The sequence below is a fragment of the Anoxybacillus sp. P3H1B genome (assembly GCF_001560855.1).
Taxonomy (GTDB): domain Bacteria; phylum Bacillota; class Bacilli; order Bacillales; family Anoxybacillaceae; genus Anoxybacteroides; species Anoxybacteroides rupiense.
Genome location: NZ_LPUG01000009.1, coordinates 602,548 through 626,747, shown reverse-complemented (window position 1 = coordinate 626,747; position 24,200 = coordinate 602,548). Strand labels below are relative to the sequence as shown.

Annotated in this window: 22 protein-coding genes; 21 read left to right on the top strand and 1 reads right to left on the bottom strand. The window is 42.6% G+C overall.

From position 1 onward, the window contains the following. Window positions 1–17 precede the first annotated feature (17 nt). From AT864_RS03370 to AT864_RS03345, 6 genes are all read left to right on the top strand, one after another. Complete coding sequence (locus AT864_RS03370; RefSeq protein ID WP_066146418.1) at window positions 18–653, top strand: FadR/GntR family transcriptional regulator; 636 nt, start codon at window positions 18–20, stop codon at window positions 651–653. Beyond that, window positions 646–1,518, top strand: a complete 873-nt coding sequence (gene accD / locus AT864_RS03365) for an acetyl-CoA carboxylase, carboxyltransferase subunit beta (protein ID WP_044745946.1) — start codon at window positions 646–648, stop codon at window positions 1,516–1,518. Before AT864_RS03370 ends, accD begins: the two co-directional genes overlap by 8 nt. Further along, entirely contained in the window at window positions 1,503–2,480 is a 978-nt protein-coding gene (accA, locus tag AT864_RS03360; RefSeq protein WP_044745947.1) for an acetyl-CoA carboxylase carboxyl transferase subunit alpha, read from the top strand. Before accD ends, accA begins: the two co-directional genes overlap by 16 nt. A gap of 232 nt (window positions 2,481–2,712) precedes the next feature. Continuing rightward, window positions 2,713–3,672: a 6-phosphofructokinase gene (gene pfkA / locus AT864_RS03355; RefSeq protein ID WP_044745982.1), complete on the top strand. Its 960-nt coding sequence runs from the start codon at window positions 2,713–2,715 to the stop codon at window positions 3,670–3,672. Between the two features lie 49 nt (window positions 3,673–3,721). After that, window positions 3,722–5,482 (top strand): pyruvate kinase, encoded by a 1,761-nt coding sequence (gene pyk, locus AT864_RS03350; RefSeq protein ID WP_066146415.1) that lies wholly within the window; start codon window positions 3,722–3,724, stop codon window positions 5,480–5,482. Window positions 5,483–5,549: 67 nt separating this feature from the next. Further along, the gene (locus AT864_RS03345) at window positions 5,550–5,939 is read left to right on the top strand and encodes an FxsA family protein (protein WP_044745949.1); all 390 of its coding nucleotides are present in this window, start codon (window positions 5,550–5,552) and stop codon (window positions 5,937–5,939) included. Between the two features lie 124 nt (window positions 5,940–6,063). On the opposite strand, the gene ytvI is transcribed toward AT864_RS03345, so the two are convergent. Then, window positions 6,064–7,182 (bottom strand): sporulation integral membrane protein YtvI, encoded by a 1,119-nt coding sequence (gene ytvI, locus AT864_RS03340; protein ID WP_066146410.1) that lies wholly within the window; start codon window positions 7,180–7,182, stop codon window positions 6,064–6,066. Window positions 7,183–7,462: 280 nt separating this feature from the next. On the opposite strand from ytvI, the gene AT864_RS03335 reads away from it, so the two are divergent. The 15 genes from AT864_RS03335 (at window position 7,463) to AT864_RS03265 (ending at window position 24,171) form a co-directional block, all read left to right on the top strand. Beyond that, window positions 7,463–7,918 (top strand): DUF441 domain-containing protein, encoded by a 456-nt coding sequence (locus AT864_RS03335; protein ID WP_044745983.1) that lies wholly within the window; start codon window positions 7,463–7,465, stop codon window positions 7,916–7,918. A 297-nt stretch (window positions 7,919–8,215) separates the two neighbouring features. After that, a complete protein-coding gene (gene citZ, locus AT864_RS03330) occupies window positions 8,216–9,334 on the top strand; it encodes a citrate synthase (protein WP_066146408.1) in 1,119 nt (372 codons plus the stop codon). A gap of 75 nt (window positions 9,335–9,409) precedes the next feature. Next, window positions 9,410–10,684 carry an NADP-dependent isocitrate dehydrogenase gene (gene icd / locus AT864_RS03325; RefSeq protein ID WP_044745952.1) on the top strand — a complete coding sequence of 425 codons (1,275 nt, stop codon included), beginning with the start codon at window positions 9,410–9,412 and terminating at the stop codon, window positions 10,682–10,684. Window positions 10,685–10,704: 20 nt separating this feature from the next. Further along, the gene (mdh, locus tag AT864_RS03320; protein ID WP_044745953.1) at window positions 10,705–11,643 is read left to right on the top strand and encodes a malate dehydrogenase; all 939 of its coding nucleotides are present in this window, start codon (window positions 10,705–10,707) and stop codon (window positions 11,641–11,643) included. Window positions 11,644–11,730: 87 nt separating this feature from the next. After that, a complete protein-coding gene (locus AT864_RS03315) occupies window positions 11,731–12,201 on the top strand; it encodes a MaoC/PaaZ C-terminal domain-containing protein (RefSeq protein ID WP_044745954.1) in 471 nt (156 codons plus the stop codon). Window positions 12,202–12,449: 248 nt separating this feature from the next. Then, a complete protein-coding gene (locus tag AT864_RS03310) occupies window positions 12,450–13,163 on the top strand; it encodes a response regulator transcription factor (protein WP_044745984.1) in 714 nt (237 codons plus the stop codon). Beyond that, complete coding sequence (pnpS, locus tag AT864_RS03305; RefSeq protein WP_044745955.1) at window positions 13,156–14,910, top strand: two-component system histidine kinase PnpS; 1,755 nt, start codon at window positions 13,156–13,158, stop codon at window positions 14,908–14,910. Before AT864_RS03310 ends, pnpS begins: the two co-directional genes overlap by 8 nt. 664 nt (window positions 14,911–15,574) lie before the next feature. Beyond that, a complete protein-coding gene (gene polA, locus AT864_RS03300) occupies window positions 15,575–18,208 on the top strand; it encodes a DNA polymerase I (RefSeq protein ID WP_156450485.1) in 2,634 nt (877 codons plus the stop codon). A gap of 15 nt (window positions 18,209–18,223) precedes the next feature. Further along, entirely contained in the window at window positions 18,224–19,048 is an 825-nt protein-coding gene (mutM, locus tag AT864_RS03295; protein ID WP_066146405.1) for a DNA-formamidopyrimidine glycosylase, read from the top strand. Window positions 19,049–19,066: 18 nt separating this feature from the next. Continuing rightward, a complete protein-coding gene (gene coaE / locus AT864_RS03290; RefSeq protein ID WP_066146403.1) occupies window positions 19,067–19,666 on the top strand; it encodes a dephospho-CoA kinase in 600 nt (199 codons plus the stop codon). A gap of 121 nt (window positions 19,667–19,787) precedes the next feature. Next, window positions 19,788–20,816, top strand: coding sequence for a glyceraldehyde-3-phosphate dehydrogenase (locus AT864_RS03285; protein WP_044745959.1), 1,029 nt, complete (start codon window positions 19,788–19,790; stop codon window positions 20,814–20,816). A gap of 522 nt (window positions 20,817–21,338) precedes the next feature. Then, complete coding sequence (gene speD, locus AT864_RS03280; RefSeq protein WP_044745960.1) at window positions 21,339–21,713, top strand: adenosylmethionine decarboxylase; 375 nt, start codon at window positions 21,339–21,341, stop codon at window positions 21,711–21,713. 113 nt (window positions 21,714–21,826) lie between these two features. Further along, window positions 21,827–22,225 (top strand): cytosolic protein, encoded by a 399-nt coding sequence (locus tag AT864_RS03275; RefSeq protein ID WP_066146400.1) that lies wholly within the window; start codon window positions 21,827–21,829, stop codon window positions 22,223–22,225. Window positions 22,226–22,261: 36 nt separating this feature from the next. Beyond that, a complete protein-coding gene (gene nrdR, locus AT864_RS03270; RefSeq protein ID WP_044745962.1) occupies window positions 22,262–22,723 on the top strand; it encodes a transcriptional regulator NrdR in 462 nt (153 codons plus the stop codon). 59 nt (window positions 22,724–22,782) lie between these two features. Continuing rightward, window positions 22,783–24,171, top strand: a complete 1,389-nt coding sequence (locus AT864_RS03265; protein WP_044745963.1) for a replication initiation and membrane attachment family protein — start codon at window positions 22,783–22,785, stop codon at window positions 24,169–24,171. Window positions 24,172–24,200 lie beyond the last annotated feature (29 nt).

The window sequence follows — 24,200 nt, the reverse complement described above, 5'->3', positions numbered from 1 at the left end:
CGAGTGATCATGAAAGGATGACGGAAAAAGTATACGTTGAAATTTTGCAAAGTATTTATCATATTATTGAAGAAGACGGGCTTGTCGCAGGAGATAAAATTCCTTCTGAGCGGGAATTGTCCGAAAGGCTGAAGGTGGGGCGTTCCTCTGTAAGGGAAGCGCTCCGCTCCCTTGAATTTCTTGGGCTTATTGAAACGAGACGCGGAGAAGGAACCTATTTAAAGAAATTTGGTGAGCATCAGTTCATTCAATTGCTAGGCATGTTTATTTTACAAGAAAAAAAAGCCAATGCTGACCTCGTGGAAACAAAGCAGCTGATCGAACAGCTTGGCTTGACGCTAGCATGTGAGCGCAGGACGAAAGAACAGCTGAATGAGCTTAAAGCGATGATTGATCAACATTCCATTGACTATGAAACATTTTTTCAGTGGGTATTTCAAGTAGGAAATAATTATTTGCTTGAACGGATTTGGCGAGTTCTAAGCGATTTTTTCCAGCTTCATCATGATACACGATTGTTTCCGCTTGCTTTTTACCAGCAAATGCACATCGTTTTAGAAAAGCAACAGCTTCCTGATGCTCTCAAATTGTTGACCGAGAATACGGCCACACCATTATACCGATTGCCAAAGGAGGGAACACCCTTTGCTTAAAGAGCTATTTACAAAAAAGAAAAAATATGCTTCTGTTCCTTCAGAGCAAGTAAAACAAGACGTTCCTGAAGGAATTATGACAAAATGTCCAAAATGCAAAAAAATTATGTATACAAAAGAGCTAATGAAAAATTTGCGTGTTTGCATGAGCTGCGGCTACCATCATCCTCTGCCAGCGCGCGAACGCATTGATAGCTTGCTTGATGAAGGAAGCTTTCAGGAATACGATTCAGAAATGATTTCCGAAAATCCGCTCCAGTTCCCTGATTATCTTGAAAAATTGGAGGCAGATCGCCGCAAATCGCAATTAAACGAAGCAGTTGTGACAGGAACGGGAACATTAAATGAACGCCCTCTTGTCATTGCTGTTATGGACTCAGCGTTTCGTATGGGAAGTATGGGATCCGTTGTCGGTGAAAAAATTGCGCGAGCGGTCGAAAAAGCAAGGGAGCTTCAGGTGCCATTTGTCATTTTTACCGCTTCCGGGGGAGCACGTATGCAAGAGGGAGTGCTGAGCCTGATGCAAATGGCGAAAACGAGCGCGGCATTAAAGCGGTTTAGCGATGACGGCGGGCTGATCATTTCGATTATGACCCATCCAACAACGGGAGGAGTATCGGCAAGCTTTGCTTCACTTGGCGATTATAATTTTGCTGAGCCTGGCGCATTAATTGGATTTGCCGGCCGCCGGGTCATTGAGCAAACCGTGCGTGAGGAGCTGCCGGAAGACTTTCAAACAGCGGAATTTTTACTTAAGCATGGACAGCTTGATGCGGTGATCCATCGGCACGAATTAAAGGAGACGTTAGCGAATGTGCTTGATATTCATCAGACAGGAGGCGATGGCGAATGGTGGGCGAATTAGAATTTGAAAAACCGCTGATTGAATTGCGCAAGAAAATTAGTGAATTAAAAGAGTTCACTCAAACAGCCGATGTAGATTTATCGGCGGAAATTGAAAAGCTCGAGGCGAGACTTGAAAAGCTAGAAAATGAAACATACGCAAATTTAACGCCATGGGATCGCGTACAAATTGCTCGTCATCCGAATCGGCCAACGACGCTTGATTATATTGAACGGCTGTTTACCAATTTTTTAGAATGCCATGGAGATCGCTTGTTTGGCGATGACGAAGCGATCGTTGGAGGAATTGCGAAATATCATGGCCTTCCTGTAACTGTAATTGGTCATCAGCGCGGCAAAGATACGAAGGAAAACATTCGCCGCAATTTTGGGATGCCTCATCCGGAAGGATATCGCAAAGCCTTACGTCTGATGAAACAAGCGGAAAAATTTAATCGTCCGATTATTTGTTTTATTGATACAAAAGGTGCCTATCCAGGAAAAGCCGCAGAAGAACGCGGACAGAGTGAGGCAATTGCAAGAAATTTATTTGAAATGGCAGGATTGACGGTGCCGGTGGTTTGCATTGTGATCGGTGAGGGGGGAAGCGGCGGCGCTTTGGCGCTTGGTGTCGGCAACCATATTCATATGTTGGAGAATTCAACGTACTCAGTCATTTCTCCAGAAGGAGCCGCCGCGATTTTATGGAAGGATGCGTCGCTTGCAAAACGGGCTGCTGAAACGATGAAGATTACTGCTGCTGACCTGCAAAAGCTTGGAGTCATCGATGAAATTATTCCTGAAGTTCGCGGTGGCGCTCATCGCAACTTAGATGAGCAAGCCCAATCGATTGATGCGGTGCTGAAGCAATCTTTGCAGGAGCTCCTTCCATTAGACGGCCTGGCTCTTGTCGAACAGCGCTATCGAAAATTTAGACAAATCGGTCAAATTGCTTTTTCAGAAGATTATTTAGAAGTAAAATAAAAATAGAAACGAAGCTGTCTCATCGATTGGGACAGCTTTTTGCCTATCAAAATTGAACGATATCCATCGAGCAGCCTCTCCCTTCGAAACCACGTGTAGGTGAGAGAGGTTCATTCAGGGCAAACTAAGAGTTTTCTATTGTTTTCAGCTACTCTTCATGGTATTTTATACAATGTATGAGGTCGGACATCTTAAGGGGTATGGAAAGATCGATGAACATGAGGTGAGCAAAATGAAGAGAATAGGTGTGTTAACAAGCGGCGGCGATTCACCAGGAATGAATGCGGCGATTCGTGCAGTTGTGCGTAAAGCCATTTATCACGGATTAGAGGTTTTTGGTATTTACCACGGGTACGCAGGACTCATTGAAGGAAAAATTAAGAAACTAGAAATCGGCGATGTAGGGGATATTATTCATCGCGGAGGAACGATGCTTTATACAGCACGCTGCCCGGAATTTAAAACACTTGAGGGACAACTAAAAGGAATTGAACAGTTGCAAAAGCATGGAATCGAAGGGCTGGTTGTTATTGGCGGAGACGGTTCCTATCAAGGGGCAAAAAAGCTTACCGAACACGGATACCCATGTGTAGGGGTGCCGGGAACAATCGATAATGATATACCTGGAACGGATTTTACAATCGGTTTTGATACAGCATTAAATACCGTGATTGATGCAATCGACAAAATTCGTGATACAGCTACCTCTCATGAACGCACATATGTGATTGAAGTCATGGGACGTCATGCTGGCGATATCGCTCTTTGGGCGGGGCTGGCAGGCGGTGCTGAATCGATTTTAATCCCAGAAGCAGACTATGATATGAATGATATCGTCGCCCGTTTAAAACGAGGACATGAACGCGGGAAAAAACATAGTATTATTATTGTCGCAGAAGGTGTCGGAAGCGGAGTCGAATTCGGCAGCAAAATTCAAGAGGCGACCGGGTTTGAAACGCGTGTAACGGTATTGGGACATGTACAGAGAGGCGGTTCTCCGACCGCATTCGATCGCGTATTAGCAAGCCGTTTAGGAGCGCGCGCAGTCGAGCTGCTGCTTGAAGGACAAGGGGGCCGCTGTGTCGGCATTCAAAATAATCAGCTAGTGGATCACGATATCATCGAAGCATTATCGCACAAGCATACGATTGAGCCAAAAATGTACCAATTGTCAAAAGAACTTTCCATCTAGAAAGCGTGGTATCGTTACCATAAAGATGGATGAAAGGGAGAATGCAAAAATGCGGAAAACGAAAATTGTTTGTACGATAGGTCCCGCAAGCGAAAGTGTTGAAACGCTTATTGAGCTTATTGAAGCAGGAATGAATGTGGCGCGTTTGAATTTTTCGCACGGAGATTATGTAGAGCACGGACAACGAATAAAAAATATTCGTGAAGCAGCTAAGCAGACAAGAAAAACAGTAGCGATTCTTCTTGATACAAAAGGCCCGGAAATCCGTACGCACAATATGAAAAATGGAGCGATTGAATTAAAAGAAAACTCGCAAATTATCATCTCGATGGATGAAGTGCTAGGAACAGAGGAAAAATTCTCTGTCACGTATGAAGGGCTCATGAACGATGTTGATTTGGGCGATAAGATTTTGCTTGATGACGGTTTAATTGCTCTTGAAGTAATCGCTGTTCATAAACAGGAACGAGAAATTGTCGCGAAAGTATTAAACAGCGGCATCCTGAAAAATAAAAAAGGGGTCAATGTTCCAGGAGTTCGCGTCAATTTGCCTGGCATTACCGATAAAGACCGCCAAGATATTTTGTTCGGCATCGAAGAAGGAATTGACTTTATTGCTGCTTCTTTTGTGCGCCGCGCTTCAGATGTGCTTGAGATTCGTGAATTGCTTGAGGCGCAAAATGCGCTGGATATAAAAATCATTGCCAAAATTGAAAATCAAGAGGGCGTCGATAATATTGATGAAATTCTTGAAGTGGCAGACGGATTGATGGTGGCTCGTGGCGATTTAGGAGTTGAGATTCCGGCAGAAGAGGTTCCGCTTGTACAAAAAGAGCTAATCAAGAAATGTAACGCTCTTGGCAAACCAGTCATTACTGCGACACAAATGTTGGACTCCATGCAGCGCAATCCGCGGCCAACGCGAGCGGAAGCAAGCGATGTCGCGAATGCCATTTTAGACGGAACAGACGCGATTATGCTGTCAGGAGAAACAGCGGCAGGGCATTATCCGGTCGAAGCTGTAAAAACGATGCATCGCATTGCCTTGCGCACAGAGCAAGCGTTGCAGTATCGTGATTTGTTAGTACAGCGAACAAAAGAGAGCGGTACGACGATTACGGATGCGATCGGCCAATCGGTTGCTCATACGGCTCTAAATCTGGATGTGGCAGCTATTGTCACGCCGACTGTTAGCGGGCAAACCGCACGGATGATTTCGAAGTATCGACCAAAAGCGCCGATTATGGCTGTTACATCAAGCGAAGCTGTGTCAAGAAAACTTGCGCTTGTTTGGGGAGTATATACACAAGTAGCACCGCACGTTAATTCGACCGATGAAATGCTTGATATTGCTGTGGAAGCTGCCGTAAAATCCGGCATCGCTAAACACGGTGATCTAGTGGTGATTACTGCGGGCGTGCCGATTGGAGAAACGGGTTCAACCAACTTAATGAAAGTGCATGTCATTGGTGACATCATTGCGAAAGGACAAGGCATCGGCCGCAAATCAGCTTTTGGAAAAGCGGTAATTGCTAAAACGGCAGAGGAAGCAAAGGAGAAAATGGTCGAGGGCGGCATCCTAGTCACATATAACACGGATGCTGATATGATTGAAGAGCTTGGAAAAGCGGCCGCCATTATTACTGAAGAAGGCGGTTTAACAAGCCATGCTGCTGTTGTTGGACTAAGTCTTGGCATTCCGGTCATTGTTGGAGTAGCAAATGCTACATCTATCTTAAAAGATGGTCAAGAAATCACAGTGGATCCGGGTTTCGGCGCCATCTATCAAGGACATGCAAGCGTGTTATAAGCTATAATAAAACAGAGAAGTCCAAATCTTCTCTGTTTTTATTTTTTCCAAGGAAGGATGGAGCCAAATGAAAATCTTGGTGGTGCTGTTTATTCTTATTCCAGCTCTTGAGATCTCTTTATTTGTCCTGTTCAGTCACCTAGTTGGAGTCTGGCTGACGATTGCTTGTATCGCGATGACCGGCATCGGTGGAGTGTGGTTAGCGAAGCGTCAAGGGTTGACTTTGCTTCAGGAAGCAAGATGGGAACTAATGCATGGGCGTCTTCCAAACGGGGCATTGTTGGATGGAATATGCGTATTAGCAGGCGGCTTTTTATTATTAGTACCAGGCTTTCTGACTGATGTCATTGGCTCCCTTCTGCTTTTTCCAGCTACAAGAAGGATGGCCAAACCCATCATCGCCCGCTGGCTAAAAACGTTGATTGAAACCAAAACATTTTTTTATGTAAGAAGATAAGAGAGCCCTTCTATGTACAAAAAGAAGGGCTCTTCAAACTGTTGATAAGCGCTTCTAATTGAGAGGAACGGATGCTTAAAATAGAGATAGACAAAGGCAACAAGGACTTTGTCTACCAGTGATCTTATGTGCTAGGTTTTCCTTTAATAAACTGCCAAATGTCACGGAATACATTGGCACTATGCAAAGCACGAATAATGACAAGGAGCACCGGGCCCGCAATAAGGCCCAGAAACCCGAGCAATTTAAAGCCAACAAATAAAGCAATTAATGTGGCAAGCGGATCAAGACCAATCGAGGATGATAAAACTTTAGGTTCCATAATTTGCCGTTGAACAAGTACAACGATATACAAAACGCCCAACCCGATGGCGAAGGGAACGTCTCCGCTGACAGCGGAGTATATAATCCATGGAACAAAGACAATTCCTGTTCCTAGATAAGGCAAAATATCAACGATACCGATAATAAGCGAAATGGTAATCGCGTAATCGACCCGTAAAATCAGGAGGCCAATTAGAACAATGACGGTTGTAATCGAAATGAGCGTCGCTTGTGCTTTAATAAAACCAAACAGCGCCTTTTTTAAATTCATAAATACGGTACGTCCGCTCGCTTGCGCTTTAGCCGGCAATAAACGCTGAGCAGCGCCGCTCCAGCGATACCAATCTTTACTAATAAAAAATGTAGCCAGCAATGAAAAGATAATGACAGTTGCTGCATTTGGCAGCCAGCCGATCAGCTGTGGAATGTTTTGCAGCACATTTTGCACAAATGCGCCGACAGTTGTTGCCACTTTTGTGCCTACCGCTTGAATGTTGTTCATAATGGTATCTTGTTGGCTTGCATCTAGGCTTTTGAATAAAGTGGCCCAATCTTTATATATTGGGATAATTTGGCTAGCAAAAAAGTCCTCAATATAGAAAACTAACGTTTGGAAATGGGTCGGCACTACCGCTGCTAAATATTGAGTGCCCGATACAATCTCGGCGATCAGCAACGTAACCAATCCTGCCAAGACAGCAAACAATAAAACTAATATGAAAATAACCGCTAAAGATCTCGGCATTTTTGCTTTTTTTTCTAAGTAGTTGACTAATGGGTTAATCATAAATGCAATAAAAAAAGCAATAATAAAGGGATATGTAACGGTTGCCGCATAATAAATAGCAGTGATGCCCAGTACAGCAGCCGCAACGACAAAAAGAAAGCGAAGAATGCTATATAAGTGGTTATGGGACAAAATTCCACCTCCGAAATTCTTCTATAAATATTATATAGATATCACTTCATATTCGTATGGACATGAAGCTCATGTTGTTTTTACACAGCCGAGTCACTGAACATCAAATCGCTTCACAGGCTCGTAGATGGAGCTGATAGCGGCGTTGCGTTGTTGCTATTCGTTCGCGTGGCGTAAAGGTAAGTCATGAGACTCTTCTGTATAGTACTATATTACAATTTATATACGCTAATGAAAAGCGAGAGGTTTCAATTTATTCATAGAAAGGAAGAGGATCTTGTTGAATCAATCTGTATTATTTTTACTCATTTTATTATTTATTGGCATGATAGCCAAAAATCATTCACTCATTATTGCAGTCGGTGTACTGCTGGGGATTAAGCTGATCGGATTGGAAGGAAAGTGGCTGCCGGTTATTCAGGCAAAAGGAATTAATTGGGGAGTGACAGTGATTACAATTGCTGTGCTTGCGCCAATTGCGACAGGGGAAATTGGATTTAAGCAGCTTGGTGCTTCGCTTCAGTCGCTATCTGCTTGGATCGCGCTTTTGTCTGGCGTATTTGTTGCTTTAATAGCTAAAGGAGGAGTGACGCTGTTGTCCACGGATCCGCATATGACCGCCGCTCTTGTGCTTGGCACGATTATTGCCGTCTCTCTTTTCCACGGCGTAGCTGTCGGTCCGCTGATTGGCGCAGGCATTGCGTATATGGTTATGAAGGTGATAGAATATTTATGAAAATCATTTTTTTATGATAATATTATAGAGAATAAGTCGTTTTGATTCACAAAAGTCAGATAATTGTTTATAATATAGACAACAGCCCTTTTCTTTTATATTTATTTTCATCATTTATACATGTTTGTAGATATTCATACTGTCACGTAGCAGATGAATAAGGGCAGTATGAATACAATATAAAATGTAAGCATTTTCTTTATGGACTTTTATTCAATGATTTTGAGCAAGCGCTCGCTCTCGGATGATGTACTGCAATGGGAGAAGGGGAATTTTTAGAGAAAAGGAGAGATGTATATGACAGTAACACGAGGTCTAGAAGGGGTTGTCGCAACGACGTCCAGCATCAGCTCAATTATTGATGACACATTAACATATGTGGGCTACGATATTGACGATTTGGCTGAAAATGCGACGTTTGAGGAGGTTGTTTATCTGCTTTGGCATCGTGAGCTTCCGACAAGGCAGCAACTAGAAGAATTACGGAAGCAACTGGCAGAAAACGCAACCATTCCATCTGAAATTATTGAGCATTTCAAATTGTATCCAATTGAGAAAGTACATCCAATGGCAGCGCTGCGTACAGCCATTTCTTTGTTAGGTTTATATGATGAAGAAGCTGACATCATGGATGCGGAAGCAAATTATCGCAAAGCGATTCGTTTGCAAGCAAAAATTCCGACAATTGTGACAGCTTTTTCTCGTATTCGTAAAGGGTTAGATCCTGTGGCCCCACGCCCTGATTTAGGCTTTGCTGCGAATTTTTTGTATATGTTGACAGGCAGCGAACCAAATGAAACCGCTGTCGAAGCATTTGATAAAGCGCTTGTATTGCATGCGGATCATGAATTAAATGCATCGACATTTACAGCGCGAGTCTGTGTAGCGACGCTGTCTGACATCTATTCTGGAATTACAGCTGCGATCGGCGCGTTAAAAGGGCCGCTTCATGGCGGTGCAAATGAAGCCGTTATGAAAATGCTTACAGAAATCGGCACCGTTGAGAATGTGGAACCATATGTTCAGAAAAAATTAGCAAACAAAGAAAAAATCATGGGCTTTGGCCATCGCGTTTACCGCAAAGGTGATCCGCGTGCTAAACATCTGAAGAAAATGTCAGAGAAGCTTACAAAGCTTGTTGGACAGCCGCATTGGTATGAAATGTCGGTAAAAATTGAGGAAATCATGAATTCAACAAAACCGTTGCCGCCGAACGTTGACTTTTATTCTGCATCGGTTTACCATTGTTTAGGAATTGATCATGATTTATTCACGCCGATTTTTGCTGTAAGCCGGATGTCAGGTTGGCTCGCACATATTTTAGAGCAGTATGAGAACAACCGTCTCATTCGTCCGCGTGCTGAGTATACTGGACCGGCGAAACAAGTTTATGTTCCGATTGAACAAAGAGGCTAACTTTAGGGAAACAGGGCGTGAAGATGGCTATACATGTTCTCGCCCTTCACATTAATACATTGGAGGTTGTTACAAGTGGTTCAAGGTGAAAAAATTACAGTCACAAACGGTGTGTTAAACGTACCAAACAATCCGATTATCCCTTTCATTGAAGGTGATGGGACAGGCCCTGATATTTGGGCGGCAGCCTCCCGCGTGCTAGAAGCTGCGGTTGAAAAAGCCTATAAAGGAGAAAAGAAAATTGCTTGGAAAGAAGTTCTTGCTGGCGAAAAAGCATATAAGCTAACGGGAGAATGGCTGCCTCAAGAAACGCTTGATGTGATTCGCGAATACATAATTGCCATTAAAGGCCCATTAACGACCCCTGTCGGCGGAGGGATTCGTTCATTGAATGTCGCGCTTCGTCAAGAGCTTGATTTGTTTGTTTGCTTGCGCCCAGTCCGTTACTTCAATGGCGTGCCTTCTCCAGTGAAACGTCCTGAAGATACGGATATGGTTATTTTCCGTGAAAATACAGAAGATATTTATGCCGGAATTGAGTATGCCAAAGGCACTGAAGAAGTGAAAAAAGTGATTCACTTTTTGCAAAATGAAATGGGCGTTCGTAAAATTCGCTTCCCGGAAACATCTGGTATCGGTATTAAGCCGATTTCCGAGGAGGGAACTAAACGTCTCGTTCGAGCAGCCATCAACTATGCTATCGAGCACGGCCGCAAGTCTGTTACGCTCGTACATAAAGGAAACATTATGAAATTTACGGAAGGCGCATTTAAAAACTGGGGCTATGAGCTTGCAGAGCAAGAATTTGGAGATAAAGTCTTTACATGGGCGGAATATGATCGCATCGTTGAAGCGGAAGGAAAAGAGGCTGCAAATAAAGCTCAGGCTGAAGCGGAAGCAGCAGGAAAAATTATCGTTAAAGATGCGATTGCTGATATTTTCTTGCAACAAATTTTAACGCGTCCACGTGAGTTTGATGTTGTCGCAACCATGAATTTGAACGGTGACTATATTTCAGATGCCTTGGCAGCTCAAGTAGGAGGTATTGGCATTGCTCCAGGTGCAAATATTAACTATGAAACAGGGCATGCCATCTTTGAAGCGACTCATGGCACGGCTCCAAAATATGCAGGATTAGACAAAGTAAATCCATCCTCTGTTATTTTGTCAGGCGTCATGATGTTTGAGCACCTTGGCTGGAATGAAGCGGCTAAGCTGATTATTGAATCCATGGAGAAAACAATTGCTTCGAAAGTCGTCACCTACGATTTCGCCCGTCTGATGGAAGGAGCAACAGAAGTGAAGTGCTCTGAGTTTGCTGATGCATTGATCCGTAATATGGGAGAATAATAGAGGGGAGACGGTAACAAATGGCGGTTAAACGTAAAAAAATATCTGTGATTGGTGCAGGGTTTACGGGGGCGACAACGGCATTTATTTTAGCGCAAAAAGAACTTGGGGATGTTGTCCTTGTGGATATTCCACAATTGGAAAATCCGACTAAAGGAAAAGCGCTTGATATGCTTGAATCCAGCCCTGTACTAGGCTTTGACGCCAACATTATCGGTACATCTGATTACGCCGATACAGCGGATTCCGATATCGTGGTCATCACAGCAGGTATTGCCCGTAAACCGGGAATGAGCCGGGACGATCTTGTTACAACCAATCAAAAAATCATGAAGGCTGTAACCCAGGAAATCGTTAAATATTCTCCGAATTGTTATATTATTGTGCTGACAAATCCTGTTGATGCGATGACATATACCGTGTACAAAGAGTCTGGCTTTCCGAAAAACCGTGTGATTGGCCAATCAGGTGTGCTTGATACAGCACGTTTCCGCACATTTGTTGCACAGGAATTAAACCTTTCTGTGAAAGATATTACTGGTTTTGTGTTAGGCGGCCATGGGGATGATATGGTTCCGCTTGTGCGTTATTCGTATGCTGGCGGTATTCCGCTTGAAACGCTCATTCCGAAAGAACGGTTAGATGCGATTGTGGAGCGCACGCGCAAAGGCGGCGGTGAAATCGTCAATCTGCTCGGAAACGGCAGTGCGTATTACGCTCCCGCTGCTTCTCTCGCTGAAATGGTTGAAGCGATTCTCAAAGACCAACGCCGTGTGCTTCCGGCTATTGCTTATCTTGAAGGAGAATACGGCTATGCAGGCATTTATTTGGGAGTACCAACTATTTTAGGCGGAAATGGAATCGAGAAAGTGATTGAGTTAGAGCTGACGGATGAAGAGAAACAGGCTCTTGCCAAGTCGGTTGAATCTGTAAAAAATGTGATGAAGGTATTGGAATAATGAAGCGTGCAAGCATTCGGGATTTTTTCTCGAATGTTTGCTTCTACGACAACTTGGAAGCGCTTTCTGAACAAAGGGGTGTAAATCATGCTTAAAAAACGAAAACTAGGGAGAAATATATCAGAAATCACGGTTGGAGAAAAGTTAGTGATTAATTCAAAAATCGAGGATAAAGATTTGTTGCTTTATCTTGGATTAACAGACGATTCGAATCCTTTATATATTCAGCATGACTATGCTTCACAAACACCGCTGAAGAAACCGATTGTCCCAACGGTTATGCTGACGGGAATGATCACATCTGCTATCTCCAAATATTTGCCTGGTCCTGGAAGTCATATCAAGAAGCATTATCTTGATTTTTTGAAACCTGTTTATCATTACGAGAATTTACAATTTTTATTTGAAGTGCAAGATGTCAATGCAGAAGATCATTCGATTATCATTGCTGTTGAGGCGCTTCGCGATGAAACAGAAAAGGTGTTGGAGGGCACGGTGACGGTTTGTCCTCCGTATGCGATCTCCATGTTAGACAGCCGTTTCTTGGAAAACTTTTGATTCCTTCCTGTTTTAGAAAAGAAGCGGTTTTTTGAAAAGAGAATGATATGCTTGTCGTTTGAGCGATTCGTTTCTTGAAATAGAGGAGCGAATCTTTTTTTGTGGTGAAAGGGTGCTTTAGCTTTTATAAAACTGGATTCATAAAAGGCGGTGTCGATAAATTCAATAGGCGTTATAAGCAGGATGGCTCATAAAAAGGATTTATAGTATGGTATAATAATGAAGAGATCTTTTTTATGGAGGAAAATATGGGCAAAAAAGTGTTGGTTGTTGATGATGAGCCATCCATTGTAACGCTTTTGCAGTATAATTTAGAACAAGCAGGATTTGAAGTGATTACTGCAAATGATGGAGAAGAAGGAATGAAAAAAGCAGTTCGCGAGCAACCCGATTTAATGATTCTTGATTTAATGCTTCCGAAAATGGATGGAATCGAGGTTTGCAAGCAGCTGCGCCAACAAAAAATCATGCTTCCCATTTTAATGCTGACGGCAAAGGACGATGAATTCGATAAAGTGTTAGGCTTGGAGCTTGGAGCCGATGATTACATGACAAAGCCTTTTAGTCCGCGCGAGGTATTGGCGCGCATCAAGGCGATTTTACGACGAATTCCATCGCAGCAAGGGCATGAAGAAGCGGAAGATCCTCATAAAATTCGTATTGCTGATTTAGAAATTCTTCCTGAACATTATGAAGCCTATTTTCAAGGGGAGCGTCTTGAGTTAACACCGAAAGAGTTTGAATTACTCGTTTATTTGGCCAAGCATAAAGGGAGGGTACTGACGCGCGATCAGCTGCTTAGCGCTGTATGGAACTATGATTTTGCTGGCGATACCCGCATCGTTGATGTACACATCAGCCATTTGCGTGAAAAAATTGAGCAAAATACAAAAAAACCGGTATATATTAAAACCATTCGCGGTTTAGGATATAAACTTGAGGAGCCGAAAATGGATGTCTAGTCCTCGTTCACGGCTTTTATTTGCTCTTGTTTCTTTGATTGTAACCGTTCTGATTTGTCTTGGTCTTTTGCTTGGTCAACTATTTAAAGATTTTTATTTAGAGACCATGAACAAGCGAATTGAAAAAGAAGCAGAAATGATCGCTCTTTTGCTTGAACGGCAAAATATCGATGTGGTTCGATCGCAAATGGCAGATATGAGCGAAACGTTAGCCTCTCGTATTACCGTGCTCGATAACCAAGAGCGGACGCTGCTAGATACGGGGCGCCTTGCTAATATTAGCGATCGCGCTCATGAACAAATTGTGCGCGATATTTTGCACAGCAAGAAAAGAAATCATCCTTCTATTATTGAAGAAAAACAAGATGTTTACTATTACATCGTGCCGTTTTCAAAAAACGGAAAAAATGGTGGCTATGTTATTTTAAGCTCTCCTGTCAACTCTCTAAAAAAAATTAACCAACAAATTTGGGGAGTATTAATTAGCAGTTTAGGAACCGCGTTAATTGTGATTATTTTTCTAGGTCTTAAAATCGCTGATCATTATATGAAGCCGATTGAGGCAGCGACAACGGTGGCGTTTGAATTGGCGCGCGGCAACTATAAGGCAAGAGTTTATGAAACGCGTAGTGATGAAACGGGGATGCTCAGCCAGTCCATTAATATTTTGGCGCGCAATTTGCAAGAAATGAACAAAATTCAAGAAATGCAAACGGACCGTTTGCATACGTTGATTGAAAATGTCGGCAGCGGTCTGATTCTGATTGACAGCCGCGGCTACATTAATCTTGTCAATCGATCCTATAAAGAAATTTTCCACATTCGTCCTGTTGATTATTTACATCGTCTGTATACGGAAGCTTTCTCTCATCAAGAAATTATTGAACTCGTCAACGAAATTTTTATGAAGGAAACCAAAGTGCGCAAACAGCTTGTTTTGACAATCGATATTGAGCGAAAGCATTTTGAGGTATACGGGGCGCCCATTATTGGAACAAATGATGAATGGAAAGGAATTGTCCTTGTTTTTCATGATATTACCGAGCTCAAAAAGCTGGAGCAAATGAGAAAAGATTTTGTCGCCAATGTGTCGCATGAGCTGAAAACGCCTATTACATCCATTAAAGGATTTGCGGAAACCCTGTTGGATGGGGCGATGAAAGATGAACGGGCGCTGGAGCATTTTTTATCCATCATTCTGAATGAAAGTGAACGGCTACAAAGCCTTGTTCAGGAATTGTTAGATTTATCCAAAATTGAACAACAAGGATTTCAGCTTCAGCTCGAGAAGGTGAATATGACACAACTTTTGGAAGAGTTAATGGTCATGTTTCGCGGCAAGGCACAGGAGAAGGAAATTGATTTGCGCTTACATGCTGCTAAACAAATTTATTTGACTGGCGACGGCGATCGTCTGAAGCAAATCTTTATTAATTTGATTACAAATGCTCTTACTTACACGCAAAAGTCTGGACGAGTAGAAGCGAGCATTGAGGAACAGAATGATGAAGTGCTTGTCCATATTTCAGATACAGGCATTGGGATTGAAGAGCAGGAAATTCCCCGCATTTTTGAGCGATTTTATCGTGTCGATAAAGCAAGAAGCCGCAACTCAGGAGGAACGGGGTTAGGATTGGCGATCGTTAAGCATTTAGTGGAAGCGCATCACGGATATATGACAGTAAAAAGTAAAGTCGGCCATGGTACAACATTCACAGTGCATTTTCCAAAGAACCATATAGGTTGAATGCGGATTTGACCAGGAAATAAGACAGTATGTCGCCTATACAATCTGGACCGAAGAGGATCAGTCGAACGATATAAAATTTATACCAGCCTTTTGGTCAGGCTAGGCAAGTCAGCGGCTTGCTTCCGATCGTCAGAAAAATGGAAATGCTGCTTTTGAATGGACGGACTATATGTTCAATGTTCAAGTGATATTCTATATGGGAGAACGGACAGGCGCATGGTTGTTTGGGAATGATGCATGCAATTTTACAAAAAGTTAATCGCTTCTTTACTGTGTGTTCATAAATATTTGCTACACTCATATTGAAAACCCCTTCATCCAAGGAGCCAACCCTTGAGAGGCGAGAACGAAAAAATGTTCTCGTCTTTTTTTCATTCTGCCGTTAATCATGATAAAATAAAAAAGAAGGAATGAATCAAACGCTCGTCTTTTTTAGGAGATTCAGCAGGAATTGGCTATATAGATGTAACAAAACAGATGAATATGGACATCGTGTTGTTTTTTGGCGGTCGAACACGCCGCTTCGCAGACTTATAAGCGGATCTGAAAGCCATGGGCTCACAAATGTGTGAAGAGAGCAAGCGGCAGGATTTTTCCGAGCGTCGTTGTGCTAGCGAACAAAATGTTTAATCTGGACGATCGTGGTGAGGAGGGACTCATTTTGCGAAAAAAACTTGTACTCATTGACGGCAATAGCATCGCGTATCGTGCGTTTTTCGCATTGCCGCTTTTACATAATGAAAAAGGCATCCATACGAATGCTGTCTATGGATTTACGATGATGCTGATGAAAATTTTGGAGGAAGAAAAGCCGACACACATGCTTGTCGCTTTTGATGCTGGAAAAACCACTTTTCGCCATGAAACTTTTCAAGATTATAAAGGTGGAAGGCAAAAAACTCCACCGGAGCTATCCGAGCAATTCCCGCTTTTGCGTGAGTTGCTAGATGCCTATCAAATTCGCTCGTACGAGCTTGATAACTACGAGGCAGACGACATTATCGGCACGCTTTGCACAAAAGCAGAGCAAGAAGGATTTGAAATTAAGGTGATTTCAGGCGACCGCGATTTAACACAACTTGCTTCTGAGCATGTAACCGTTGCGATTACTCGCAAAGGAATTACGGATGTGGAACCGTATACGCCAGAAACGATTCAAGAGAAATATGGGCTTACTCCACCGCAAATTGTGGATTTAAAAGGTCTTATGGGAGATGCATCGGACAATATTCCAGGAGTGCCGGGTGTTGGTGAAAAAACAGCGTTAAAATTGCTGAAGGAATTTGGCACTGTTGAGCGGCTTTTAGAATCCATTGAACAGGTCAGCGGGAACAAGCTGAAAGAAAATCTCAAAGAAAATCGCGAACTGGCGCTTCTTAGCAAGCAGTTAGCCGCCATCTTGCGCGATGCTCCGCTTGAAATCACATTAGAAGATACGAAATATACAGGCTACAATCTTGATAAGGTGATCGCTTTATTTAAAGAGCTTGGATTTAATTCCTTGCTAGGGAAGCTGGAACAGAATGAAGACCCGGATGTTCAGACAGAGTTAGCGAACATTGATTATGAAACGGTTGAGGAAGTGGACGAGACCATGCTGACGGACGAAGCGGCACTGATTGTGGAGGTGCTTGAAGCAAACTATCACAAAGCGCCGATTCTTGGTTTTGCATTGGCCAGTGAAAAGAAACCCCTGTTTATTCCGACCGATGTCGCCTTATCATCGCCCATTTTTAAGGCTTGGCTTGAGGATGAGAAAAAGAAGAAAAGCGTATTTGATGCTAAAAGAGCGCTTGTCGCTTTAAAATGGCAAGGCATTGAAATGAGAGGGATCGATTTTGATTTGCTCATTGCTTCGTACCTTTTAAATCCTTCACATTCAACCGACGATGTCGCTTCTGTAGCTAAAACTAAGCAATATACAGAAGTACAGCCGGATGAAGCGGTATATGGAAAAGGTGCGAAACAGGCAATCCCTGATAAAAAAAGCTTAGCTGACCATCTCGTTCGCAAAGCCGTAGCGATTCGAGCCTTAAAACGAGAATTCGTTGCTGATCTCAAAGCAAACGAGCAATATTTGTTATTTACTGAACTCGAATTGCCGTTGACGCTCATTTTAGCAGAAATGGAATTCACCGGGGTCAAAGTGGATGTCCAAAGGCTGCGTAATATGGGAGAAGAGCTTAACGAGCAGTTGAAGATGATCGAGCAAGACATTTACCAATCTGCGGGGCAAGAATTTAATATTAATTCGCCAAAACAACTGGGAGTAGTGTTATTTGAAAAATTGCAGCTGCCGGTTATCAAAAAAACAAAAACAGGCTATTCCACTTCTGCCGATGTATTAGAAAAGCTGGCTCCTTACCATGAAATTGTGGAGAAAATTCTTCATTACCGCCAGCTTGGAAAGCTGTATTCTACTTATGTAGAGGGATTACTAAAAGTAGTGCATCAGGATACAAATAAGGTGCATACCATCTTTAACCAAGCGCTGACCCAAACCGGACGTCTCAGCTCGACAGAACCGAACTTGCAAAATATTCCGATCCGTCTGGAAGAAGGACGAAAAATTCGTCAGGCGTTTATTCCATCAGAACCGGATTGGGTGATTTTTGCGGCTGATTATTCACAAATTGAGCTGCGCGTTCTTGCACATATCGCCAATGATCAAAATTTAATTGAAGCGTTTCGCAATGATCTTGATATTCATACAAAAACAGCCATGGATATTTTTCATGTAAGTGAAGAAAAAGTGACATCACAAATGCGCCGCCAAGCAAAGGCTGTTAATTTTGGCATTGTATACGGTATTAGCGATTACGGTTTATCGCAAAACTTGAATATTTCAAGAAAGGAAGCAGCGCAATTTATTGAACGGTATTTTGCAAGCTTTCCTGGAGTTAAGCAATACATGGAGGATATTGTTCGCTATGCCAAACAAACAGGTTATGTGACTACGCTGTTGCATCGCCGTCGCTATTTGCCGGATATTACGAGCCGGAATTTTAATCTGCGCAGTTTTGCCGAACGAACAGCGATGAATACGCCGATTCAAGGAAGTGCGGCCGATATTATAAAAAAAGCGATGATTGATTTAGCTGAGCGGTTGAAGCAGGAGGAGCTGCAAGCGCGAATTTTGCTGCAGGTGCACGATGAGCTAATTTTAGAAGCGCCGAAATCAGAGATTGAGCGGCTGAAGCAGCTTGTTCCGGAAGTGATGGAACAGGCCATTGAACTGCGTGTGCCGCTGAAAGTCGATTACCATTTTGGACTGACTTGGTATGATGCGAAATAGAGAGAGGGATCAGCAATGCCGGAACTTCCAGAGGTCGAAACAGTCAAGCGGACATTGATTCCATTGACTGTTGGTAAAACGATTCAAGATGTTAAAGTGTTTTGGCCCAATATCATTAAGCGACCTGCCGATATCGGTATGTTTGTCCAAACGTTACAAGGGCAGACGATTCATCAGATTGATCGTCGGGGAAAATTTTTAAAATTTTTATTGGATGAATATGTGCTTGTTTCTCATTTGCGTATGGAGGGTCGCTATTTGTTGCAAACAACAGGTGTGCCGCTTGAGCCGCACACACATGTTATTTTTGAGTTTACCGATGGAACAGAACTGAGATATCGCGATGTACGAAAGTTTGGGACGATGCATTTGTTCCAAACGGGAGAGGAAGAGCGGCATTCTCCGCTGCTCCAATTGGGGCCTGAGCCATTCTCCCCATCGTTTACACCGGATTTTTTGGCGGGAAAGCTGCAAAAAACAGCTCGAAAGATTAAAAGCGCCCTCTTAGATCAAACCATTGTCGTTGGACTCGGTAACATTTATGTCGATGAAGTACTGTTTCGCTCTAGCATTCATCCAGAACGAAAGGCTTCTTCATTAACGGACGAAGAGATGAAACGCCTTCATGGGGAGATTGTGGCGACGCTCCGTGAAGCCATTGAAAAAGGAGGAAGCACGGTTCGAACATATGTGAATACACAAGGAGAAAGCGGCACTTTCCAGCTGCAGCTGTTTGTTTATGGTCGCAAAGGGGAACCGTGCAGACGATGCGGCCATGCCATTCAGAAAACAACGATTGGCGGCCGCGGTACCCATTATTGCGAACAATGCCAGCATTGAATGGGGAGGGGGAGGAAAGTGGCATTAACGATCGGATTGACAGGAGGAATTGCGAGCGGAAAAAGTACGATATCGCACATGCTCAAGGAATTTGGCATTCCAGTGGTGGATGCCGATCTTATTGCCAGAGAAGTCGTCCGGGTTGGTGAAGAAGCCTATAAGCAAATTGTCAAGGAATTTGGAAGCGAAATTCTTCAAGAAAATGGAGAAATTAACCGTACGAAACTTGGAGCCATCGTATTCCACCATGAGGAAAAAAGAAAACGGTTGAATGCAATTGTTCATCCAGCTGTCAGGAAAAAAATGCTCGAACAAAAAGAAGCATTTCTTCGTAATGGTGCTAACGCTGTTGTTTTAGATATTCCGCTCTTAATAGAGAGTCAGCTCTTTCATCTTGTAGATAAAATGATCGTGGTCTATGTAGACGAAGCGATTCAACTGGAGCGGTTAATAAAGAGAAATGGCTTAGCTAAAGAAGACGCCGTAGCGCGCATTCGGGCGCAAATGCCGCTCAGCGACAAAAAAAGCTATGCTGATGCGGTCATTGATAATAATGGAACCATTGAAAGAACACGTGAACAACTGCTTTATATTTTAAAAATGTGGAACGTTCTGTAAAAACAGGACGCCTTTTTTTATTTTTTACATGATTTACTCTATACAAAAAACAAATATATGCTATACTAATTATACGAAAGAAGATAATTAGTATAACATATATTTAAGGGGAGAAAATTCAATGAAAGCAAAAGTAGCGATTAATGGGTTTGGAAGAATCGGAAGAATGGTATTCCGAAACGCTATCGATGCGGAAAACTTTGAAATCGTTGCGATTAATGCGAGCTATCCAGCTGAAACGTTAGCTCATTTAATAAAATATGATTCCAACCATGGAAAGTTTGCGGGAGAAGTAGTGGCGTTAGAGGATGGGCTTCTTGTGAATGGGAAAAAAGTACAATTATTAAATTCTCGTGACCCGAAAGAGCTTCCATGGAAAGAATTAGATATTGATATTGTGATTGAAGCGACCGGAAAGTTCAATTCCAAGGAAAAAGCAAGTCTGCATCTAGAGGCAGGTGCGAAACGTGTCATTTTAACTGCGCCTGGAAAAAATGAGGATATTACGATTGTAATGGGCGTCAATGAAGAGATGCTTGATATTGCCCAGCATTTTATCATTTCTAATGCTTCGTGCACAACAAACTGTTTAGCGCCAGTCGTTAAAGTGCTAGATGAAGCGTTTGGCATTGAAAATGGCTTAATGACAACCGTTCATGCTTATACGAATGACCAAAAAAATATTGACAATCCTCATAAAGATTTACGACGCGCCCGTTCTTGCGCGCAATCCATTATTCCAACAACAACAGGTGCGGCGAAAGCTCTTGCATTAGTATTGCCTCACTTAAAAGGAAAATTGCACGGAATGGCTCTTCGCGTTCCGACACCAAATGTATCATTAGTCGATCTGGTTGTAGACGTAAAAACAGACGTAACGGTTGAAGCTGTAAATGAAGCATTGATTAACGCAGCTCACGGTCCGCTAAAAGGGATTCTTGATTTTACAACAGAGCCGCTTGTTTCTATTGATTTTAACACCAATCCTCATTCGGCCATTATCGATGGCTTGTCAACGATGGTAATGGAAGGACGCAAGGTAAAAGTATTGGCATGGTATGACAATGAATGGGGCTATTCTTGCCGCGTTGTTGATTTAACGAATTTAGTGGCGAGTAAAATGATGGAAAATTTGCAAGTGAACGCATAAATGTAAAAAGCGCTGACTATGGTTCAGCGCTTTTTATTATATAGACATCTATGACAAAAAAATGTTGACGCCATTGTAAAGTTGAAAATCCTCCTTATTTCAATGGATGGAGAATTTTTAGGACAGAGATGTCACTTGGTCTGTTCAACCTTTGCATGGGGACGGGGTTCAATGATCGATGCGCTGTCATCCCTTTGGCGTAGCCGAGGAAAGTGACCCAAGCCCTCCTGCTGTGAGTTTTGCTAGATGCCGTTCATTCATCATCGTGTATAGAGTTCAAGGACAACAAGTGAATCGATTTTATCTGACACGATAAGCATAAAAAATGAAAAAGTGTATTGCAAAAAAAAAATAAACCAAGTATACTATGTTTCGTGAACTTCTTAAACGCACGGTAATGTGACTACTTAAAGGGTTAGGACCTCTTTGGACTAACTTTCCCCCGTGGTAGTTATACATGCCATTTGCAAAAGAATTTCATGCTTATTTTTTTGTAAAATTTGTTAAAGGGGGATGATTTAGATGGACACAATGGGTCGTCACGTTATCTCAGAGTTATGGGGATGCGATTTTGATAAGTTGAATGATATGGAATTTATTGAAAAAACATTTGTTGATGCAGCACTAAAATCAGGTGCGGAAATTCGTGAGGTAGCATTTCACAAATTTGCTCCCCAAGGAGTAAGTGGTGTTGTTATTATTTCTGAATCTCATTTAACGATTCATAGTTTTCCTGAACATGGATATGCAAGCATTGATGTTTATACGTGTGGGCATTTGGACCCAACGATTGCTGCGGATTATATCGCGGAAGCTTTAGGAGCACAAACAAGAGAAACGATTGAGCTTCCTCGTGGAATGGGTCCAATTGAAATAAAAAATGCCAAAGTTTTATAATGAATAAAATGAACGCAAAAGAGGTGTTGCATACACCTCTTTTTTTGTGTTGTACATACATGGGGCACTAATGGTATCATAATGATAAAGAATAAAGCAAGGAGCGGCGATCGATGAGTGTTTGGAGCAAGTTAAAATACGGATTGACCAACCATTGTGAGACAAGAGAAAATCACGAGGATGAGCAATTGCAAAGCCGCTATTACAAAACAACGGCCGCTAGTGCCATCAAAGCCGTTAAAGAATTAATCGCTTCTTCTCATGAGTACGAGATGCTTTCTATTTCTGAAGAACGAGGAGAGTTTAGCGTAGCGACTCGTCGAGGAAGAAAGGCGTTTATTGTCATTACGGTCATTTCTGTTCGCCCATTTGAAACGGCCATTGATTTTTCTGTTACAACAGACACAAAGCTTTTGCCGTTCGATTTTGGATGGAGCCGCCGCATTGTGATTGATTTATATCAAAAGATCGACCAACGTCTTCCTTATATAGGTTCTGGAATCAATGGGTGAATGAAAAGAAAAGGCTATTAAAATGGAGTGGTTCATATGAAATGTCCATCTTGCCACCATAATGGCACAAGGGTGCTTGATTCGCGACCGGTTGATGAAGGGCGCTCCATTCGGCGCAGAAGGGAATGCGAACAGTGCCATTATCGTTTTACCACATTTGAAAAAGTAGAGGAAATGCCGCTGATTGTCGTCAAAAAGGAAGGAACGCGGGAAGAATTTAGCCGAGAGAAAATATTGCGAGGGCTCATTAAAGCGTGCGAGAAGCGGCCGGTGGCTCTAGAACAGCTGGAGCATATTACCCAAGAGATTGAGAAAGAGCTACGCAATGGCGGAGTGGCTGAAGTGAAAAGTGAAACGATCGGCGAAATGGTGATGGAGCGACTGTCGAGTGTCGATGAAGTAGCGTATGTTCGCTTTGCTTCCGTTTATCGGCAATTTAAAGATTTAAACGTGTTTATTGAAGAACTTAAGGAACTAATTAAAAAAGAACAGCGGTAAAGGGCTTGCTCGATCTACGGAAAAGCCCTTTTTTTAGTCTAATGGGGAAGGGCGATAGCATGGAACATCATTGGAAGGAGCTTATTCCTGTTGATCGTTATATGGTGCGAAGCAATGGGATTTTACATGATTTTGATCGAAAAGTGATTACACTGTTATATCAGCCGTTAATCGGTTCACGCGCGTTCAGTCTATATATGACCTTGTGGGGGGAGCTTGAACAGCATCTGTCGGCGGAAGAAACAACCCATCATAGCTTGATGGCGATTATGCAATGCAGTCTAAAAGAAATTTATGACGAACGTCTAAAACTGGAAGGGATTGGATTGTTGAAAACATATGTCAACGACAAACAAGATCCGAAGCTATTTATTTACGAGCTGCAGCCCCCGCTTACGCCAGAGCAGTTTTTCACGGATAGTGTGTTCAATGTGTTTCTTTACAATCGTGTGGGGCGAAAGAAATTTCAGACCTTGAAGCAATTTTTCTCGGTGCCAGCAATTGATGAAAGTCAATTTACCGCCATTACACGATCATTTAATGATATTTTTTACTCCGTGCATCCGGAACAGATGGTTGCTGTCATGAATGAAGAAACAAAAAAAGACTTGCATCTACCTGATGGTTATGAATATATGAGACGGAGTGCAGACACGTATGTATTAGGAGAAGAAGTATTTGACTTTGATTTATTTTTTGCAGGGCTTTCAAGGCAGATTGTGCCCAAAAGAGCCATTACCGCAAAAGTGCGCGAGGCCATTAAAAAGCTGTCCTTTTTATATGGTATTGATCCATTAGAAATGCAAAAAATTGTACTTAGTGTGATTGATCCTGCTGCACATATTGATATTGAAGCATTAAGAAAAGCGGCACGCGATTGGTATCAGTTTGAACGAGGGGAAGAGCTGCCACAGCTAAGCACGCGCGTTCAGCCGCTTACATACCGCACAATGGAGAATACGGAACCAAAAACGAAGGAAGAGCTGCTGATCAAACAGCTCGAAACGATTTCACCGCGTCAGCTGCTGATCGATATTTCAGGGGGAGCAGAGCCTTCGCTAAGCGACTTGCAGCTTATTGAAGAGATTATGTTTCAGCAAAAGCTTCTTCCTGGTGTTGTCAATGTGTTAATTTATTATGTCATGCTTCGGACAGATATGAAGCTATCAAAGGCATATGTAGAGAAAATTGCGAGCCATTGGGCTCGGAAAAAAATTCGCACCGTTAAGGAAGCGATGGAGCTGGCGAAAAAAGAGACGAAAAAATATCAGAGCTGGGCGACCGGGAAAGAGAAAAAAACGGTACAAAAAACGGTTCGCAAGGAAATGTTGCCTGAGTGGCTCAATATGGATTATAGTCAAAAGGAGTCTGGAACAAGCGAAGAAGTCAACCTTGAACAGAAGCGTCGCGAACTGGAAGAACGTCTGAAAAAATACCGGAATCAGTAAATAAAAACAGGAGGTGAGAGTGGTGAAGC

Excerpts from the sequence above, each read along its gene's own strand:
- AT864_RS03370 (WP_066146418.1), top strand. The coding sequence starts at position 18 with ATGACGGAAAAAGTATACGTTGAAATTTTGCAAAGTATTTATCATATT.
- accA (WP_044745947.1), top strand. The coding sequence starts at position 1,503 with ATGGTGGGCGAATTAGAATTTGAAAAACCGCTGATTGAATTGCGCAAG.
- pfkA (WP_044745982.1), top strand. The coding sequence starts at position 2,713 with ATGAAGAGAATAGGTGTGTTAACAAGCGGCGGCGATTCACCAGGAATG.
- pyk (WP_066146415.1), top strand. The coding sequence starts at position 3,722 with ATGCGGAAAACGAAAATTGTTTGTACGATAGGTCCCGCAAGCGAAAGT.
- AT864_RS03345 (WP_044745949.1), top strand. The coding sequence starts at position 5,550 with ATGAAAATCTTGGTGGTGCTGTTTATTCTTATTCCAGCTCTTGAGATC.
- citZ (WP_066146408.1), top strand. The coding sequence starts at position 8,216 with ATGACAGTAACACGAGGTCTAGAAGGGGTTGTCGCAACGACGTCCAGC.
- mdh (WP_044745953.1), top strand. The coding sequence starts at position 10,705 with ATGGCGGTTAAACGTAAAAAAATATCTGTGATTGGTGCAGGGTTTACG.
- AT864_RS03315 (WP_044745954.1), top strand. The coding sequence starts at position 11,731 with ATGCTTAAAAAACGAAAACTAGGGAGAAATATATCAGAAATCACGGTT.
- AT864_RS03310 (WP_044745984.1), top strand. The coding sequence starts at position 12,450 with ATGGGCAAAAAAGTGTTGGTTGTTGATGATGAGCCATCCATTGTAACG.
- pnpS (WP_044745955.1), top strand. The coding sequence starts at position 13,156 with ATGTCTAGTCCTCGTTCACGGCTTTTATTTGCTCTTGTTTCTTTGATT.
- mutM (WP_066146405.1), top strand. The coding sequence starts at position 18,224 with ATGCCGGAACTTCCAGAGGTCGAAACAGTCAAGCGGACATTGATTCCA.
- AT864_RS03285 (WP_044745959.1), top strand. The coding sequence starts at position 19,788 with ATGAAAGCAAAAGTAGCGATTAATGGGTTTGGAAGAATCGGAAGAATG.
- speD (WP_044745960.1), top strand. The coding sequence starts at position 21,339 with ATGGACACAATGGGTCGTCACGTTATCTCAGAGTTATGGGGATGCGAT.
- AT864_RS03275 (WP_066146400.1), top strand. The coding sequence starts at position 21,827 with ATGAGTGTTTGGAGCAAGTTAAAATACGGATTGACCAACCATTGTGAG.
- nrdR (WP_044745962.1), top strand. The coding sequence starts at position 22,262 with ATGAAATGTCCATCTTGCCACCATAATGGCACAAGGGTGCTTGATTCG.
- AT864_RS03265 (WP_044745963.1), top strand. The coding sequence starts at position 22,783 with ATGGAACATCATTGGAAGGAGCTTATTCCTGTTGATCGTTATATGGTG.